Source organism: Mycobacterium sp. SMC-16 (assembly GCF_046250085.1).
GTDB classification, from domain to species: Bacteria; Actinomycetota; Actinomycetes; order Mycobacteriales; family Mycobacteriaceae; genus Mycobacterium; species Mycobacterium phocaicum.
The window spans coordinates 5,433,097-5,449,390 of sequence record NZ_CP176427.1; the positions used below are offsets into that span (position 1 = coordinate 5,433,097).

Genomic DNA, 16,294 nt, shown 5'->3' on the forward strand with positions numbered 1-16,294 from the left:
CGTGGTGTGCATTCCCGGGTTGCTCATGTTGGCAACCTTCGGGTTGAGCCGCCTCGAAGCGATGCTGGATACGTCCAAGGAGACGTACACCGCGGCAGACGTCAAAGCCTTCGTCGAGAAGGTCAAGAACGCCTGGTCGGAGCAATCCGCATCCGCCGGTACGTTGCCGCACCGATCGGCACCCCGATTCGAGGAGCCGCGCGCCCTCGCGGCCCCGTCGCCGACGCGCGACAACCCGCTCGGCGCCTTCGGTGAGCCCGAGTTACCCAGCCGCGCGTATGCCCACTATGCGAGCAATCCGCAATTTCGCGAGACTCGCCAGGCGAATCGTGTGTAGCGTGGCTGGTTGCGAAACGGCTTACCACTAGACTGACTTTGTTAACCAGTTCACTGGCTAGCTTGCGCGCGTTTTTTATCACTCACCAGCCTTAGGGAGCAACGTGGACGAGATCCTGGCGAGGGCCGGAATCTTCCAGGGTGTCGAGCCCACCGCGGTATCCGCACTGACCAAACAGCTGCAGCCTGTCGACTTTCCTCGCGGACACACCGTGTTCGCCGAAGGCGAGCCCGGCGACCGCCTCTACATCATCATCTCCGGCAAGGTGAAGATCGGCCGCCGGTCGCCGGACGGCCGGGAGAACCTGCTGACGATCATGGGTCCGTCGGACATGTTCGGTGAGCTGTCGATCTTCGACCCGGGTCCCCGGACGTCGAGCGCCATCACCATCACCGAGGTGCGCGCCGTCTCGATGGACCGTGAAGCGCTGCGGGCGTGGATCGCGGACCGCCCGGAGATCGCCGAGCAGTTGCTGCGCGTGCTCGCCCGCCGGTTGCGCCGCACCAACAACAACCTGGCCGACCTGATCTTCACCGACGTGCCCGGTCGCGTGGCCAAGCAGCTGCTGCAGCTGGCCCAGCGCTTCGGCACCCAGGAGGGCGGCGCCCTGCGCGTCACCCACGACCTGACGCAGGAAGAGATCGCCCAGCTGGTCGGCGCCTCCCGCGAAACCGTGAACAAGGCGCTCGCCGACTTCGCGCACCGCGGCTGGATCCGCCTGGAGGGCAAGAGCGTGCTGATCTCCGACTCCGAGCGGCTGGCCCGCCGAGCGCGGTAGTACTGACGAAGATGCCCCCGACACGCATCGGGGGCATCTTTGTTTGGTTCAAGCAGTCCGCAGGTAATCCAGCTGGGCCTGCACCGATTTCTCGGCGGCGTCCCACAGCTTCTGGTCGACGTCGGTATAGACGTGTTCGACGACCTGCCGCGCCGAGGCCTCTTCACCGAGCACTTTCAGGGCGCCGCGCACCTGGTCCAGCCGTTCCTCGCGGTGCGCGAGGTACATGGCCGTCACCTGCGACAGGTCGGCCAGATCGGGACCATGGCCGGGCAGGACGGTCCGCTGCCCGAGGCCCTGCAGCCGCCGCAGCGATTCCAGGTAGTCGCGCAAGCTGCCGTCCTCGTTGTCGATGACGGTGGTGCCGCGACCCAGCACGGTGTCCGCGGTCAGCACGGCATCGTCGACGACGAACGACAGCGAATCCGCGGTGTGCCCCGGTGTCGCCATGACCTTGATCCGCAGGCCCGCGGCGTCGATCACCTCGCCATCGGTGAGCGGCCCGCCGAGTCCTCGCAGGAACCCGCTGCCGACCGAGCGCACCACCGCACCCGTCATGCCGACGAGCTTGTCGATGCCGCCGGTGTGGTCGTCGTGCTTGTGACTGATCAGCACCAGCGGAATCTCGCCGAGTGCTGCGATGCGCTCGAGGTGCGCATCGTCGTCAGGTCCCGGGTCGACGACGACCATCTCGTCACTACCGCGCCCGCGCAGCACCCAGGTGTTGGTGCCGTCGAGCGTCATGATCCCCGGGTTGTCGCACAGCAGTACCGAGGCGGCCTCCGTGACCGGCCACAGCACGCCATACGCGGGATGCGTCATACGACCTCGACGATCAACTCCACCTCGACCGGCGCATTCAACGGCAACTCCGAGACCCCGACGGCAGAGCGGGCGTGCGCACCGGCCGGGCCGAACACCTCGCCCATCAGTTCGGACGCGCCGTTGATCACCGCGGGCTGGCCGTTGAAGCCCGGTGCCGAGGCGACGAAACCGACGACCTTGACGATCCGCACCACCGAGTCGATACCCACCAGCGCGTGCACGGCAGCCAACGCGTTGAGGCCGCAGATCCGGGCCAGGGCCTTGCCGTCCTCGGCACTGACCTCGCCGCCGACCTTGCCCTCGGCCGGCAACTGGCCGCCCTGCATGGGCAGCTGGCCCGAGGTGTAGACGAGGTTCCCGGTACGGACGGCGGGGACGTAAGCGGCAAGGGGCTGGGCGACTTCCGGCAGCTCGATGCCGAGCTCGGCCAACCGGTCGGAGACGGTCACTTCGGCCGCTTCAGGTATGCGACGTGCTGCTCACCGCTCGGGTTGGCCAGCACCGACACCAGCTCCCACCCGTCCTGGCCCCACTGGTCCAGGATCTGCTTGGTGGCGTGGATCAGCAACGGGACGGTGGCGTACTCCCACCGGGTCGGTTCGCTCATGCCGCCGAGCTTATCGGCCGAGGGGTACCGCATGGTTAACATGCTGGGGTGACCTCCGAATCGACGGGCCGAACCCACACCGGTTGGCCCGCGCGCCTGGACCAGGCGCGCCTCCACTTCGTCACCGGCAAGGGCGGTACCGGTAAAACCACCGTCGCTGCCGCGCTGGCGCTGGCGCTGGCGGCCGGCGGCCGCAGCGTCCTGCTGGTCGAGGTCGAGGGGCGGCAGGGCATCGCGCAGCTTTTCGACGTGCCGCCGCTGCCGTACGGGGAGCAGAAGATCGCCACCGCCGAAGGCGGCGGGCAGGTGAACGCGCTGGCCATCGACACCGAGGCCGCGTTCCTGGAGTACCTGGACATGTTCTACAACCTCGGCATCGCCGGCCGCGCCATGAAGCGCATCGGCGCCGTCGAGTTCGCGACCACGATCGCTCCCGGCCTGCGTGACGTCCTGCTCACCGGCAAGATCAAAGAGGTCGTGGTCCGCAACGGCAAGACCGCCAAGGAACTCAAGGGTCAGCGCCCCTACGACGCCGTCGTGGTCGACGCCCCGCCGACGGGCCGCATCTCGCGCTTCCTCGACGTCACCAAGGCCGTCTCGGATCTCGCCAAGGGCGGGCCGGTGCACTCTCAGGCCGACGGCGTCGTGAAGCTGCTGCACTCGGAGCTCACCGCCATCCACCTGGTCACCCTGCTGGAGGCGCTGCCCGTGCAGGAGACCCTGGAAGCCATCGAAGAGCTGCGGGAGCTGGACCTGCCGATCGGCAGCGTCATCGTCAACCGCAACATCCCGGCGTACCTGTCGCAGGATGATCTGGCGAAGGCCGCCGAGGGCGTCGTCGACGCCGACGCGGTGCGCGCCGGGCTGGCCGACGCCGGAATCACGTTGTCCGACACCGACTTCGCCGGACTGCTCACCGAGACCATCCAGCACGCGACGCGCATGATGGCGCGCGCCGAGAGCGCCGAGGCGCTCGACGCCCTCGAAGTGCCCCGCCTGGAACTGCCCGCTCTGCCCGACGGGGTCGACCTGGGCAGCCTGTACGAACTCGCCGAAGCACTCGAGCAGCAAGGGGTTGGCACCAAATGAGCGGCAAGCCCTTGAAGTTGGACATGCACGCGATCCTGTCGGACAAAGCGAACCGCGTCGTGGTGTGCTGCGGCGCGGGCGGCGTCGGCAAGACCACCACCGCCGCCGCGATGGCGCTGCGGGCCGCCGAGTACGGCCGCACCGTCGTGGTGCTGACCATCGACCCGGCCAAGCGCCTGGCACAGGCCCTCGGCATCAAGGATCTCGGCAACACCCCGCAGCGGGTGCCGCTTGCTCCCGAGGTGCCGGGTGAGCTCTACGCGATGATGCTGGACATGCGCCGCACCTTCGACGAGATGGTGCTGCAGTACTCCGGCGAGGACCGGGCCGACGCGATTTTGGAGAACCAGTTCTACCAAACCGTCGCGACGTCGCTCTCGGGCACGCAGGAGTACATGGCGATGGAGAAGCTCGGCCAGCTGCTGGCCGAGGACAAGTGGGATCTGGTCGTCGTCGACACCCCGCCGTCGCGCAACGCGCTGGACTTCCTGGACGCGCCGAAGCGACTGGGCAACTTCATGGACAGCCGTCTGTGGCGGCTGCTGCTCGGGCCGGGCCGCGGCATCGGCCGGCTGGTCACCGGGGCCATGGGCCTGGCGATGAAGGCGCTGTCCACGGTGCTGGGTTCGCAGATGCTCTCAGACGCGGCCGGTTTCGTGCAGTCGCTCGACGCGACGTTCGGCGGGTTCCGGGAGAAGGCCGACCGCACCTACGAACTGCTCAAGCGCCCGGGTACCCGGTTCGTCGTCGTTTCAGCTGCCGAGCCCGACGCGCTGCGTGAGGCGTCGTTCTTCGTCGACCGGTTGTCGCAGGAGCAGATGCCACTGGCCGGCCTGATCCTCAACCGCACCCACCCGATGCTGTGTGACCTGACCGCCGATGCGGCCGACGAGGCCGCCGGCAAGCTGGAGCAGTCCGGTCAGGACACCGACGCGCTGGCCGCGGCGACCCTGCGGATCCACGCGAACCGCACCGTGATCTCCAAGCGTGAGGTGCGGCTGCTGTCGCGGTTCACCGGGGCCAACCCGCACGTGGCGTTGGTGGGGGTGCCGTCACTGCCGTTCGAGGTGTCCGATCTCGAGGCGCTGCGGGCCATCGCCGATCAGATCACGGGCGACGTCGTCAAAGCCTGACAGACAACGGCTTTCAAATGCTTGTGCCCGGGATTTCCTAGGAAATCCCGGGCACAGCTGTTTCTACGTCTGTCAGACCGCGTTGCGGTGCTTGCGCTGGGTCGCGAAGAACTCGGCCCAGGACACCACCTCGGGGTGCTGTTTGAGCAGGGCACGGCGCTGACGCTCGGTCATGCCGCCCCACACGCCGAACTCGACCCTGTTGTCGAGGGCGTCGGCACCGCATTCGACGATCACGGGGCAGTGCCGGCAGATGACCGCGGCCTTGCGCTGTGCGGCGCCGCGGACGAACAGTTCGTCCGGGTCGGCCTGTCGGCACCGGGCCTGGGACACCCAGGCGATGCGGGCTTCTGCTTCAGGTTGGACCACGCCCTGTATCGCGCCGTTTCCGGCCTGGGGAGCGATTGTCGTGCGAACTACTGGCTGTGTACCTGCCACCAGCGATCCCTTCGTCACACCGTCTCCCGACGGCCGAGTCCTCCCGAGTAGGTCGCTGATGCGATCTACGCCACATTGCGGCTAGTAGTGTTACCTAGATCGCATTGTGTGTTCAAGTTAGGTGGTCAGGGGCCTATTGCGCAATGGGTCTGGGGCCGCTTTTTTGGGACGTGTGTCCAAACGTTAATTTTTGCCCGTGTCGCAGCCCCCTAGATGCCCTAAGGACGTGGTAATCGACCAGCACTCAGCTGCTGGCCACCACGGTCGCTAGGCTGTACCCCATGCCCGAGCGACCGCAGAACCGTCCGCCGACCGCGGTCACCGTCATCAAGATGACGTGGTGCGTTCTGCTCGCCAGCGTGGTGCTCGCCGCGATGATGTTCCCGCTCATCGGGGGTGTCGGCCTGATGTCCAACCGGGCATCCGACGTCGTGGCCAACGGTTCGGCCCAGCTCGTCGAAGGTGACGCACCCGCCGTGTCCACCATGGTGGACGCCAAGGGCAACCCCATCGCGTGGCTGTATTCGCAGCGCCGTTTCGAGGTGCCGAGCGATCAGATCGCCAACACCATGAAGCTGGCCATCGTCTCGATCGAGGACAAACGGTTTGCCGAGCACAACGGGGTTGACTGGAAGGGCACCCTGACGGGCCTGTCCGGCTACATGTCGGGTTCGGCCGATACCCGCGGTGGATCCACCATCGAGCAGCAGTACGTGAAGAACTACCAGCTGCTCGTGGTCGCGCAGAGTGACGCCGAACGGCGGGCCGCCATCGAGACCACCCCAGCACGCAAGCTGCGCGAAATCCGCATGGCGCTGACCCTCGACAAGACGTTCACCAAGTCCGAGATCCTGACGCGCTACCTGAACCTGGTGTCGTTCGGCAACGGCGCGTTCGGCATCCAGGATGCCGCCCAGACGTACTTCGGCATCAACGCCAACCAGCTGAACTGGCAGCAGGCCGCACTGCTCGCCGGCATGGTGCAGTCGACCAGCGGACTGGATCCGTACGTCAACCCCGACGGCGCCCTGGCACGTCGAAACCTGGTGCTGGACACCATGATCCAGAACGTCCCGCAGGAAGCCGAGGCCCTGCGCGCCGCCAAGGCCGAGCCGCTCGGCATCCTACCGCAGCCCAACCAGCTGCCCCGCGGCTGCATCGCCGCCGGTGACCGCGCCTTCTTCTGCGACTACGTGCTCGACTATCTGTCGAAGGCCGGCATCAGCAAGGACCAGGTGGCCAAGGGCGGCTATCTGATCCGCACGACGATCGACCCGGACATCCAGAACGCGGTCAAGTCGTCGATCGACGGCATCGCCTCCCCCACCATCGACGGCATCGGCAGCGTCATGAGCGTCATCCGGCCCGGTAAGGACAACCACCAGGTGGTGGCGATGGCCAGCAACCGGACGTACGGCCTGAACACCGCGGCCGGGGAAACCATGCAGCCGCAACCGTTTTCACTGGTCGGTGACGGCGCCGGGTCCATCTTCAAGCTGTTCACCACGGCCGCAGCCCTGGACATGGGCATGGGCATCAATGCGCAGCTGGACGTGCCCGGACGGTTCGAGGCCAAGGGTCTGGGCAGCGGCGGCGCCAAGGGCTGCCCGAAGGACAAGTGGTGCGTCGAGAACGACGGCCGCTACAAGGGCAGCATGAACGTCACCGAAGCGCTGGCGTCGTCGCCGAACACCGGGTTCGCCAAGCTCATCTCGCAGATCGGCGTCCCGCGCACCGTCGACATGGCGGTCAAGCTGGGGCTGCGGTCCTACGCCGCGCCGGGCACCGCCCGCCCGTACGACCCGAACAGCAACGAGAGCCTGGCCGACTTCATCAAGCGCCAGAACATCGGCTCGTTCACCCTCGGCCCGTTCGAGGTCAATGCCCTCGAGCTGTCCAACGTCGCGGCCACGCTGGCGTCGGGCGGCACGTGGTGCCCACCGAATCCCGTGGACAAGGTGTTCGACCGGCACGGCAACGAGGTCTCGGTGACCACCCAGACCTGTGAGCAGGCCGTCCCCGAGGGCCTGGCCAACACCCTCGCCAACGCGATGAACAAGGACGCCATCAGTGGCACCGGTGCGGCGGCCGCGCAGTCGGTGGGCTGGAATCTCCCGGTCTCGGGCAAGACCGGAACCACCGAGGCCCACCGGTCGTCGGCGTTCCTGGGCTTCACGAGCGCCTACGCCGCCGCCAACTACATCTACGACGACTCGCCCACACCGTCCGACCTGTGCTCGTTCCCGCTGCGCCAGTGTGGCCGTGGTGACCTCTACGGCGGCCACGAGCCGGCCCGAACCTGGTTCACCGCCATGAAGCAGTTCACCCCGCCCAACGTCGTGATGCCGCCGACCGACCCGCGCTACGTCGACGGCGGGCCAGGGTCCAGGGTGCCGAGCGTCGCGGGCATGGACCTCGACCTGGCACAGAACCGCATCAAGGAAGCCGGCTTCCAGTTGTCCGCGCAGCCGTCGTGGGTCAACAGCACCGCGCCATCTGGTCAGGTGGTCGGAACCTCGCCGTCGGGACAGACCATCCCCGGTTCGATCATCACGATCCAGGTCAGCAACGGCATCGCGCCGCCGCCTCCGCCGCCACCGCCAGTGGGGATTCCGGGCCTCGACGGCTTGCCGCCGGTGCAGATCGGGTCGACGGTCGTGGAGATTCCGGGCCTGCCGCCCATCACCGTCCCGGTTCTCGGTCCCCCGCCCCCATAGGCCGGCCGAAACCTCAGAACGACCTAAGCCAACCCTGTGGGCTTTCTAACGATGACCAGCGACAACGGGCCAATTACTGCGCTGAGCAAGTAGGCTGCCTGCATGTCTGCCATCGCCCGCAACGCAGCCGTCACCGCCGCCGGAACACTGGCTGCGGGCCTCGCCTACGCGTCGCTCATCGAGCGCAACGCGTTCGTGGTCCGCGAGGTCACCATGCCGGTGCTGACGCCGGGATCGTCGCCGCTGCGGGTGCTGCATCTGAGCGATCTGCACATGATGCCGGCGCAGCGTCGCAAGCAGGCGTGGCTGCGCGAGCTGGCCCGCTGGGAGCCCGATCTGGTGGTCAACACCGGCGACAACCTCTCGCACCCCAAGTCGGTGCCGGCGGTGGTGCAGGCGATGGGCGATCTGCTGGCGGTGCCCGGCGTGTTCGTGTTCGGCAGCAACGACTACTTCGCGCCGAAGCCGAAGAACCCCGCCAACTACCTGTTCAGCAAGCACAAGCGGATCACCGGGCGGCCGCTGCCGTGGCAGGACCTGCGCGCGGCGTTCACCGAGCGCGGCTGGCTGGACATGACCCACACGCGGCGCGAGATCGAGGTCAACGGGCAGCTCATCGCCGTCGCCGGCGTCGACGATCCGCACCTCAACCGCGACCGCTACGACACCATCGCCGGACGGCCCAACCCGGCCGCCAACCTGTCGCTGGGCGTCACCCATGCGCCGTACACCCGCGTGCTGGACCGGTTCGCCGACGACGGCTACCAGCTGGTGCTGGCCGGCCACACGCACGGCGGGCAGCTGTGCGTGCCGTTCTACGGCGCGCTGGTGACCAACTGCGACATCGACACCTCCCGAGTGAAGGGCCCGTCACGCTGGGGCGCCCACACGCAGCTGCACGTGTCCGCCGGTCTGGGTACCTCGCCGTACACGCCGGTGCGCTTCTGCTGCCGGCCCGAGGTGACGCTGCTGACGCTGGTGGCCGCCCCGACCGGCGGCGGGCACGCCGGTATCGGCGCCGACGTGACGCAGCCGGCCATCTCGGCACGGTGAGCCGCGACTGGGTGGACAACGCGGTCCGCCTGATCGAGGCGGACGCCCGGCGCAGCGCCGACACTCATCTCCTGCGTTATCCCCTGCCGGCCGCGTGGAGCGCCGGCGTCGACGTCCAGCTCTATCTGAAGGACGAGAGCACCCACATCACCGGCAGCCTCAAACACCGGCTGGCCCGGTCGCTGTTCCTGTACGGGTTGTGCAACGGCTGGATCGGCCCGCAGACCACCGTCATCGAGGCGTCGTCGGGTTCGACGGCGGTGTCGGAGGCGTATTTCGCGGCGCTGCTGGGGTTGCCCTTCATCGCGGTGATGACGGCGTCGACGAGTCAGTCGAAGATCGCCCTGATCGAATCCCAAGGCGGCCGTTGCCATTTCGTCGAACAGTCGTCCCACGTGTACGACGAGGCGGAGCGCCTGGCGCGCGAGACCGGCGGCCACTACCTCGATCAGTTCACCAATGCCGAGCGGGCCACCGACTGGCGGGGCAACAACAACATCGCGGAGTCGATCTTCTCGCAGCTGCGCGACGAGACCCATCCGATTCCGGAGTGGATCGTGGTCGGCGCGGGCACCGGCGGCACGAGCGCCACGATCGGGCGGTTCCTGCGATATCGGCGCCATGCCACCCGGCTCTGCGTGGTGGATCCGGAGAATTCGGCGTTCTATCCGTCGTGGGCCACGGGCGACCGCGACGTCTTCACGGGTGCGTCATCGCGCATCGAGGGCATCGGCCGACCGCGCGTGGAGCCGTCGTTCCTGCCGGGCGTGGTGGACGCCATGGTGTGCGTGCCAGACGCCGCCTCGGTGGCCGCGGCGCGGCACGTGAGCAAGGTTCTGGGCCGACGGGTGGGTCCGTCCACGGGGACGAACATCTGGGGCGCGTTCGGGCTGCTGGCCGAGATGGTGGCGCAGGGCCGCAGCGGGTCGGTGGTGACGCTCCTGGCCGACAGCGGCGACCGCTACGCCGACACCTACTTCGACGACGAGTGGGTCAGCAGCCGCGGGCTGGAGTCCACCGAGGCCGTGGCGGCACTGGCGGAGTTCGAGCGGTCCGGACGCTGGGGCTGATCCTGGCGGCCCAACCAGGCCGCCCGGTAGTCGGAGGTCGCGAACAGCCACAGCGCCGCCAGTCCGAAGAATCCGCAGTAGAGCAGAGCTCCCAATCCGGTCATGATCTTTCCTCGCTTTCTGGCGTTCGGCTGTCGTTCATCAGAGTTACCCGGTTTAACGCACGTTGCACAAAAATCCATCCCCTGAATGGACGTGATCTTCGCCGCTAACCCCGTCTACCTGCCGCTACCTCTCCCCGTGAGGGCCGTTTGGCTTCTGAGGCCCCCGGTGCGATACGCTGTCGTGGCTTCACACGGGGTGTGGCGCAGCTTGGTAGCGCGCTTCGTTCGGGACGAAGAGGTCGTGGGTTCGAATCCCGCCACCCCGACAAGTGAGCAAGGCCCTGACCAGGGAAATCTGGTCAGGGCCTTCGTCTTTCACGAGGCTGCGTCGCCGTTCGGCTGAGTGCGGACACCAAGGACCGGTTGCCTGCGGCGACCGTGGCTCCAGCCTCTCTCCCACGGCCAGTGGCCACGCGCATCGGTCCACACGAGTTGGAACGCGCGGATTCGCGGGCTACAGAGTTCGACCGCGTACTTCAGATGCACGTCCGGATGTTCGACATCGATGACCTCGAACATGAACTCGCCCTGATAGTCGATATGCATGGCGGGCCGCAGAAACGTACCGTCGTCAACAATCTGATGTCCGAGTGAATTCAGCACCCGGCCGGCCGTCTGCGGCTGTAACCCCGTGACCAGCAGCTCAGGCAAACCCAGGTTGTGCAAACCGATTGTGTACGCGAATGGCCGGCGATTGTCTTCGACAAACTGGACGGCCCAGCCGTGGTCTTTCATGATCCCGCGCAACATGTCGAGGTACTCCTCAGTGGTGCCGTTTGGGTTATCGCATTTCCAGCACATACCCACCCCTTCCCGATTGGTTGGGCCCAGCCTCTACCCGCCCACCGACAAGTTCGGCCGCTGTGGGCTTGACCCCTGATGGTGGACACCTAACTGGTGGGACTGCTGGTCCTGCGGGAAGGATGTCCGTATGGCGGGCAAGCGTAAGAAGTACACCCCGGAGTTTCGGGAGCAGGCTGCCCGCCTGGTGATCGAGACGGGACGTCCGATCGCGCATGTGGCCGCGGAGATGAATCTGGGTGAGCAGTTGTTGGGTCGGTGGGTGCGCCAGGCCCGCGAGTCGGCCGGGGATACTGGCGGGGTGCTTGATGTTGATGAGCGCGCCGAGTTGGAGCGGCTGCGCAAGGAGAACGCTGAATTGCGTTTGGACCGTGAGTTTTTAAAAAAAGCGGCAGCCTTCTTCGCCTCCGAACAGAACCGGTAGATGCTTACCGGATCATCGAGGCGGAGAAGGCGAACTTCAGCATTGTGCGGATGTGCCGACTGCTGGTGGTATCGCGGTCGGGGTTCTACAAGTGGCGTGTGGCCGACGCTGCCGGTCCTACGCCGGCCCAGCAGCGCCGTAAGCGCCTCGACACCGCAGTTGCGGGGTTTCATGCCGACTCCGACGGGGTGAACGGCGCACCGCGCATCCTGGCCGATCTACGGGAGGATGGCTGGGTGGTCTCGTGCAAGACGGTGGCGGCATCACTGCGCCGCCAAGGTTTGTTCGGGATCAGTCCGCGCACTTTCGGTCCGCCGACCACCGTGGCGGACCCGGATGCCGAAGCGATCCCGGACCTGGTCAAACGTCGTTTCGATACCGGTGTGCTCAACGCGGTGTGGACCAGCGACATCACCTATCTGCGGACTGGGGAAGGCTGGTTGTATCTGGCGGCGGTACGGGACGGGCATTCGCGGCGGGTGATCGGTTGGGCGATCGCCGATACCCTGCATACCGATGTTGTCGAGTCGGCGTTGACGATGGCGATCGCGTTGCGTGGCCCGTTGCCGGAGAAGGTGATTTTCCATGCCGATCGGGGCTGTCAGTACACCTGTTGCTCGTCGCTGAGGGTGCAAAGGATGGCGTCATTCTCGTTGCCGGTGATGTCGAAGTGATGAAGGCCCTGCCCGCGTGAGCGGGCAGGGCCTTGGTCGGATCGGTGACGGCGTCGTCGGGTCGGTGACGTCGCGTGGTTAGTGATTCAGTCGTGGCCGGTTTCGGTGACGGCGATGCGAGCTGATTTCTCGTCGACGATCGCTGTCTTGGCGGCGAAGGCGGCGGTCAGGGCGTGTAGGGCGAGGTTGTTGACTGCGCGTGGGTATCCGCGTGCGGCGTTGTGGATCACGGTGATCGCGTCGTCGGAGAACAGCGGGTCGGTGCGGCCGGCGACCTTGGCGTGATGGCCGATGTAGTCGGCGGTATCGGCAGGTGTCATCCCGGCCAGGGCATAGCGCACGGCGATGCGTTGATCGAGTGCGGCCAGCACGCCCAGGCGTAGTCGTTGACGCAGGGTGGGTTGTCCGACCAGCAACGCGGCGAACGGTGACCCGCTGTCCATGTCGTGGTTGGTGAGCATGCGGATGGCTTCCATTTGCGCGTTGTCGAGCAGGTGAGCTTCATCGATGACCACGACCGGGGTTCGGCCGCGTTCGGCGTGCTCGGCGGCCAGCGCGTCGGCGGCTTGCGGGGCCAGGGTAGCGGTGTAGAAACTGGGCACCCGCCCCAGTGCTGTGACGATGTGGTGCAGCATGCCGCGTACTCCGACTGAGGGGTTGGGTAGGTAGATGATGACGTGGCGCGCCGGATCCAGGGCGGCGGTCGCGGCGCGGATCGCCACAGTCTTGCCGGCGCCGACTTCTCCGGTGATGACTCCGATAGCGTGCTGATCCACACACCAGGAGATCCGGGCGACGGCTTCGGCGTGGCCGGGGTGGCGGTGCAGCATCGCCGGGGCCAAACCCCGCCCGAACGGCATCCGGGTGAAGCCGTAATAGGATTGCAGCCGTTCGATACTCATGCTGATGCCTCGTCCTGGTCGTCGATGCCGGTGATGCTCGGTAGTTCGCAGGCTTTGGGGGTGTGGGCGCCGAAGAGAGCGTCGTAGCCGATGCGCCGATCGGCGCGGATCTGCTCATGATGAATAGCCGCGGTCAACTGCAGATAGTCGATCCCTGTCGCCGGCGGCGCAGCATTCTCGGGAGTTTCGGGCCGGGCCTTGGGATGGACGTGTCGAGTGATGTTGTGGGGCAGGGCTTTGCCGTAACTGGTGTCGTGGTAGCGCACTTCGACGGTTTCTAGGTCAAACGGGGAGAACACCAACTCCACTTTGCGTCCCACCAACCCTTGATCGACCTGGAAGGTGTTGCCGTGCAACGACACTGTCGCGGTCTTGGTCACCACCCGGTATTCCGACCACAGAAACGCCTCGGTCAGATCAGCTGCGGTCGGCATCGCCGGGGTCCGTCCCAGCCGGGACCATCCCTGCTGCCAGCGATCGGCTGGGGACTGCCCGGTCTCGGTATGAATCCGCTGGTGGTACTCGGTTTCTACCCACGCGGTCAGCAACCGGTTGAGCTCGATGAGCGCGGTGCGGGCCTCGAGGCCGGCCGCGGCCAGGTCCTCGGCGCTACTGTCGGTGATTTCGACGAGGAACTGCTCACGCACGGTGCGGAAGAACCGCTCGATCTTGCCCCGTCCTTGGGGCCGGTGCGGGGTGGAATGCACCAGCCGAATCCCCAGTTTCGCGCACGCCCGCAGCAGCCAGGTATCCACGAACGCCGAGCCGTTGTCGACATAGACACTGCCCGGGACTCCGCGGCTGGCCAGCGCCGGCTCGAGTGCAGCGCCGAGCCGCACAGCGTCTTCGGCGAACCCGAACCGATACCCACACAGCAGTCGGGAATGATCGTCGATGAAAGCGAACAGATACGTCTTGCGCCCGCCGATACGGGGGCCGTGCAGGGCGTCCCCGGTCCAGCGGTCATTGGGGTTTTCGGCTTCGAACCGGCCGAACACCGCCGGCTGTTCATCGAGGTTCGGGCCGATCAGCTCGCAGCGGCGGAAATGGCGTAGCAGCGTCGATTCCGAGGGCGCCCAACCCGCGCTGATCCGCAGGATCCGCGCGACTTGGGCGGCGGTGCGGGACGGGTTCTCCCGCTTGAGTGCAGCCGCCAACTCCAGGGTCGCGGCATCGGTACGCGGGGCCACCGACCGGGGCGAGGGAATCAACTCATCGAATCCGCCGGCCCGGTAGCGGCGAATCCAACGGTCCAGAGTGTCACGCGAGTAGCGCACCCGGGCCCCGAACGGATCGGTGTGCGCCCGCGCGGCGATCTGGCGGACCAGCCGACCCCGAGCCTTGGTCGATAGTCCGGGATCGAGCGCCGGGCAGATCAACTGATACCGGAACAACCCCACTGCCTGGGCACGTTCACGTCGCTTGGCCTCTTCGCTTGTCAATCCAACATCTCCTCAACAAGTGATGCCGCCCAAACCCGTTGCCGGGCAGCCATCCCCGCGACGATGAACCATTCCCACCGCGCGCGGCAGAGGCAGCTGGTGTTGCATCACCACGCCACCGACGCCGGTGGCCACCCCCGACAGAGCAGCCGAGCACCGCTACCAGCCACAGCCACCGCAGCAGCCGTCACCGCGCCGAGCAGCATCCCCGGCCCGAACCGTGTAGTGATCGCCTCGGTCGCCGTGCTGATCGCGGCCAACACATCCCCGCACCCTGAGCCGGTCGACTTCGGGATCGACACATCCACCCCCGCAGTGAGCGCGATCGTCACGAACCAGTGCCGCACCGCCTCGGCCCGAGCCGCGATGACCCGCAGCCACCCCCGCACCGTGCACGCCGGGACACCGAGTTTTGCCGCGATCCCGCGGTGCCCCACACCGGCAGCCTTGGCAGCCAACGCCTCCCAGATCACCTCCGCGGCATAAGCCCTACGCAGCAACAACGTCACCGGCAACAACACATGAGTCACCGCACACGTACGGCATCGAGACCGCCGCGGCCGCACCGACCCGGCCGTCCCGACCACCCGACGAGAACGGGCATAGTGACCTTCCCCCGAGACCGTGGAGGCATCAGCTATAAGGAGTAGCGATGTCAGAGAAGCGGAAGAAGTACGACCGGGAGTTCCGTGAGGGGGCTGTTCGGATCGTCGAGGAGACGGGTAAGTCGATCGCGGCGGTGGCTCGGGATCTGGGGGTGAACGAGGGCACCCTGGGCAACTGGGTGACCCGGGCGCGGGAAGCGCGGGAAGGTCGCGGTGAGCTGTCCAAGGACGATGTTGCCGAGCTCAAGCGCCTGCGTGCCGAGGTGGCTGAGTTGCGGATGGAGCGTGATGTCCTCAAGCGATCAGTGGTCCTGTGGGTGAAGGAGGCGACGAAGTGAGCGTGGCACGCTTCATCGCCGACCAGAGGACCAAATACCGTGTGCCCCATACGATCACGTGCGCGCTGTTGGGTGTTGGTGTGTCGTGGTTCTATAAGTGGCTTGGCCGGGCCGGCAACCATGATGGGGTGCACACCGACACCGACCGGCGCCGCGTGGCACTCGATGAGGCAGTCAGCACCGCATTTGTCAGAGCAAAGGGGTTGCATGGGTCGCCGCGGCTGGTCGCTGACCTGCGGGATCTGGGCTGGCAGGTGTCGGAGAACACGGTGGCCGATTCGATGCGCCGTCAGGGGTTGGTGGCCCGCAAGATCCGTCGCCGGGGTGGCCTGACCCGCCAGGACCAGACGGCACCGAAGTTCCCTGACCTGGTCAAACGGGACTTCACTGCGGCCGCGCCGAACTGTAAATGGGTGGGCGATATGACCGAGATTCCCACCGAGTGCGGGCAGAAGCTGTATCTGGCGACGGTGATCGACCTCTACAGTCGGCGGTTGTTGGGGGCGGCGATGGGACTGCACCCGGATGCCGAGTTGGCGTGCGCGGCAATCAACATGGCCGTAGCTGCCCGCGGTGGCCGCCAAGCGATCTGGCGCGATGAGGAGTCCGAACGGGTCATATTTCACACCGATCGCGGCAGCACTTATACCGCGAAGGTGTTCACCACGTTGTGCCGGACCTTGGGTATTCGGCAGTCGATGGGCCGTGTGGGGTCGTGTTTCGATAACGCCGCCGCGGAAGCGTTCTTCTCTTCATTGGAATGGGAAGTGTTGTCCCGCAATATGTTCCGTGATACCGTTCATGCGCAGGCTGTGGTGATCGATTGGTGTTACACCTTCTACAATCACCAGCGTCGGCACAGCGCCGCCGATGGGTTATCGCCGGTCAACTACGAGATCAGGGAATCCAACATCACGCCGGAAGCGGCATAAGGAACCCTCCACGATCTCGGGGGAA

Annotated in this window: 19 protein-coding genes and 1 tRNA gene; 12 read left to right on the plus strand and 8 right to left on the minus strand. The window is 66.5% G+C overall.

Annotated features, from left to right (window positions below):
- Positions 1-25 precede the first annotated feature (25 nt).
- Together ACJEIK_RS26580 and crp are read left to right on the plus strand one after the other, a co-directional pair.
- Complete coding sequence (locus tag ACJEIK_RS26580; protein WP_135355510.1) at positions 26-337, plus strand: hypothetical protein; 312 nt, start codon at positions 26-28, stop codon at positions 335-337.
- Between the two features lie 103 nt (positions 338-440).
- Complete coding sequence (gene crp, locus ACJEIK_RS26585; RefSeq protein WP_020100982.1) at positions 441-1,115, plus strand: cAMP-activated global transcriptional regulator CRP; 675 nt, start codon at positions 441-443, stop codon at positions 1,113-1,115.
- A 48-nt stretch (positions 1,116-1,163) separates the two neighbouring features.
- On the opposite strand, the gene ACJEIK_RS26590 is transcribed toward crp, so the two are convergent.
- Genes ACJEIK_RS26590 through ACJEIK_RS26600 form a run of 3 tightly spaced genes read right to left on the minus strand, consistent with a single transcriptional unit; the run spans position 1,164 to position 2,547 of the window.
- On the minus strand, positions 1,164-1,937 hold the full coding sequence (locus ACJEIK_RS26590) for an MBL fold metallo-hydrolase (protein ID WP_135355509.1): 774 nt from the start codon (positions 1,935-1,937) through the stop codon (positions 1,164-1,166).
- Positions 1,934-2,389, minus strand: coding sequence for a RidA family protein (locus tag ACJEIK_RS26595; RefSeq protein WP_133426321.1), 456 nt, complete (start codon positions 2,387-2,389; stop codon positions 1,934-1,936). Before ACJEIK_RS26595 ends, ACJEIK_RS26590 begins: the two co-directional genes overlap by 4 nt.
- On the minus strand, positions 2,386-2,547 hold the full coding sequence (locus ACJEIK_RS26600) for a DUF4177 domain-containing protein (protein WP_090562576.1): 162 nt from the start codon (positions 2,545-2,547) through the stop codon (positions 2,386-2,388). The genes ACJEIK_RS26595 and ACJEIK_RS26600 overlap by 4 nt, the downstream gene beginning before the upstream one ends.
- A 48-nt stretch (positions 2,548-2,595) precedes the next feature.
- Between ACJEIK_RS26600 and ACJEIK_RS26605 the strand changes: the two genes are divergently transcribed.
- On the plus strand, positions 2,596-3,636 hold the full coding sequence (locus ACJEIK_RS26605) for an ArsA-related P-loop ATPase (RefSeq protein WP_406801857.1): 1,041 nt from the start codon (positions 2,596-2,598) through the stop codon (positions 3,634-3,636).
- The gene (locus ACJEIK_RS26610) at positions 3,633-4,769 is read left to right on the plus strand and encodes an ArsA family ATPase (RefSeq protein ID WP_060999408.1); all 1,137 of its coding nucleotides are present in this window, start codon (positions 3,633-3,635) and stop codon (positions 4,767-4,769) included. Before ACJEIK_RS26605 ends, ACJEIK_RS26610 begins: the two co-directional genes overlap by 4 nt.
- 72 nt (positions 4,770-4,841) lie before the next feature.
- On the opposite strand, the gene ACJEIK_RS26615 is transcribed toward ACJEIK_RS26610, so the two are convergent.
- Positions 4,842-5,147 carry a WhiB family transcriptional regulator gene (locus ACJEIK_RS26615; protein WP_020100988.1) on the minus strand — a complete coding sequence of 102 codons (306 nt, stop codon included), beginning with the start codon at positions 5,145-5,147 and terminating at the stop codon, positions 4,842-4,844.
- A 341-nt stretch (positions 5,148-5,488) separates the two neighbouring features.
- Between ACJEIK_RS26615 and ponA2 the strand changes: the two genes are divergently transcribed.
- From ponA2 to ACJEIK_RS26635, 4 genes are all read left to right on the plus strand, one after another.
- On the plus strand, positions 5,489-7,924 hold the full coding sequence (ponA2, locus tag ACJEIK_RS26620; protein WP_409430590.1) for a transglycosylase/D,D-transpeptidase PonA2: 2,436 nt from the start codon (positions 5,489-5,491) through the stop codon (positions 7,922-7,924).
- 102 nt (positions 7,925-8,026) lie between these two features.
- Complete coding sequence (locus tag ACJEIK_RS26625; protein ID WP_409430591.1) at positions 8,027-8,977, plus strand: metallophosphoesterase; 951 nt, start codon at positions 8,027-8,029, stop codon at positions 8,975-8,977.
- Entirely contained in the window at positions 8,974-10,047 is a 1,074-nt protein-coding gene (locus ACJEIK_RS26630) for a PLP-dependent cysteine synthase family protein (protein ID WP_060999414.1), read from the plus strand. Before ACJEIK_RS26625 ends, ACJEIK_RS26630 begins: the two co-directional genes overlap by 4 nt.
- A gap of 296 nt (positions 10,048-10,343) precedes the next feature.
- Positions 10,344-10,417: transfer RNA gene (locus ACJEIK_RS26635), tRNA-Pro, on the plus strand.
- Between the two features lie 49 nt (positions 10,418-10,466).
- Here ACJEIK_RS26635 and ACJEIK_RS26640 read toward each other — a convergent pair.
- Entirely contained in the window at positions 10,467-10,901 is a 435-nt protein-coding gene (locus tag ACJEIK_RS26640; protein ID WP_234785346.1) for a DUF4262 domain-containing protein, read from the minus strand.
- A 181-nt stretch (positions 10,902-11,082) separates the two neighbouring features.
- Here ACJEIK_RS26640 and ACJEIK_RS26645 point away from each other — a divergent pair, with 181 nt between their 5' ends.
- Together ACJEIK_RS26645 and ACJEIK_RS26650 are read left to right on the plus strand one after the other, a co-directional pair.
- The gene (locus ACJEIK_RS26645) at positions 11,083-11,376 is read left to right on the plus strand and encodes a transposase (RefSeq protein ID WP_061001527.1); all 294 of its coding nucleotides are present in this window, start codon (positions 11,083-11,085) and stop codon (positions 11,374-11,376) included.
- A gap of 14 nt (positions 11,377-11,390) precedes the next feature.
- On the plus strand, positions 11,391-12,050 hold the full coding sequence (locus ACJEIK_RS26650) for an IS3 family transposase (RefSeq protein WP_409431765.1): 660 nt from the start codon (positions 11,391-11,393) through the stop codon (positions 12,048-12,050).
- Positions 12,051-12,136: 86 nt separating this feature from the next.
- Here the strand turns inward: ACJEIK_RS26650 and ACJEIK_RS26655 are convergent, their stop codons facing one another.
- The 3 genes from ACJEIK_RS26655 to ACJEIK_RS26665 form a co-directional block, all read right to left on the minus strand.
- Positions 12,137-12,952: an ExeA family protein gene (locus ACJEIK_RS26655; RefSeq protein ID WP_073694342.1), complete on the minus strand. Its 816-nt coding sequence runs from the start codon at positions 12,950-12,952 to the stop codon at positions 12,137-12,139.
- The gene (locus ACJEIK_RS26660) at positions 12,949-14,394 is read right to left on the minus strand and encodes a DDE-type integrase/transposase/recombinase (RefSeq protein ID WP_409429946.1); all 1,446 of its coding nucleotides are present in this window, start codon (positions 14,392-14,394) and stop codon (positions 12,949-12,951) included. Before ACJEIK_RS26660 ends, ACJEIK_RS26655 begins: the two co-directional genes overlap by 4 nt.
- A 107-nt stretch (positions 14,395-14,501) precedes the next feature.
- Complete coding sequence (locus tag ACJEIK_RS26665) at positions 14,502-14,915, minus strand: hypothetical protein (protein ID WP_064858326.1); 414 nt, start codon at positions 14,913-14,915, stop codon at positions 14,502-14,504.
- 131 nt (positions 14,916-15,046) lie between these two features.
- On the opposite strand from ACJEIK_RS26665, the gene ACJEIK_RS26670 reads away from it, so the two are divergent.
- Together ACJEIK_RS26670 and ACJEIK_RS26675 are read left to right on the plus strand one after the other, a co-directional pair.
- Positions 15,047-15,337, plus strand: coding sequence for a transposase (locus ACJEIK_RS26670; RefSeq protein WP_103850853.1), 291 nt, complete (start codon positions 15,047-15,049; stop codon positions 15,335-15,337).
- Positions 15,334-16,269, plus strand: a complete 936-nt coding sequence (locus ACJEIK_RS26675) for an IS3 family transposase (protein WP_103850854.1) — start codon at positions 15,334-15,336, stop codon at positions 16,267-16,269. The genes ACJEIK_RS26670 and ACJEIK_RS26675 overlap by 4 nt, the downstream gene beginning before the upstream one ends.
- Positions 16,270-16,294 lie beyond the last annotated feature (25 nt).

Excerpts from the sequence above, each read along its gene's own strand:
- ACJEIK_RS26610 (WP_060999408.1), top strand. The coding sequence starts at position 3,633 with ATGAGCGGCAAGCCCTTGAAGTTGGACATGCACGCGATCCTGTCGGAC.
- ACJEIK_RS26670 (WP_103850853.1), top strand. The coding sequence starts at position 15,047 with ATGTCAGAGAAGCGGAAGAAGTACGACCGGGAGTTCCGTGAGGGGGCT.
- ponA2 (WP_409430590.1), top strand. The coding sequence starts at position 5,489 with ATGCCCGAGCGACCGCAGAACCGTCCGCCGACCGCGGTCACCGTCATC.
- ACJEIK_RS26655 (WP_073694342.1), bottom strand. The coding sequence starts at position 12,952 with ATGAGTATCGAACGGCTGCAATCCTATTACGGCTTCACCCGGATGCCG.
- ACJEIK_RS26625 (WP_409430591.1), top strand. The coding sequence starts at position 8,027 with ATGTCTGCCATCGCCCGCAACGCAGCCGTCACCGCCGCCGGAACACTG.
- ACJEIK_RS26590 (WP_135355509.1), bottom strand. The coding sequence starts at position 1,937 with ATGACGCATCCCGCGTATGGCGTGCTGTGGCCGGTCACGGAGGCCGCC.
- ACJEIK_RS26580 (WP_135355510.1), top strand. The coding sequence starts at position 26 with ATGTTGGCAACCTTCGGGTTGAGCCGCCTCGAAGCGATGCTGGATACG.
- ACJEIK_RS26645 (WP_061001527.1), top strand. The coding sequence starts at position 11,083 with ATGGCGGGCAAGCGTAAGAAGTACACCCCGGAGTTTCGGGAGCAGGCT.
- ACJEIK_RS26640 (WP_234785346.1), bottom strand. The coding sequence starts at position 10,901 with ATGTTGCGCGGGATCATGAAAGACCACGGCTGGGCCGTCCAGTTTGTC.
- ACJEIK_RS26600 (WP_090562576.1), bottom strand. The coding sequence starts at position 2,547 with ATGAGCGAACCGACCCGGTGGGAGTACGCCACCGTCCCGTTGCTGATC.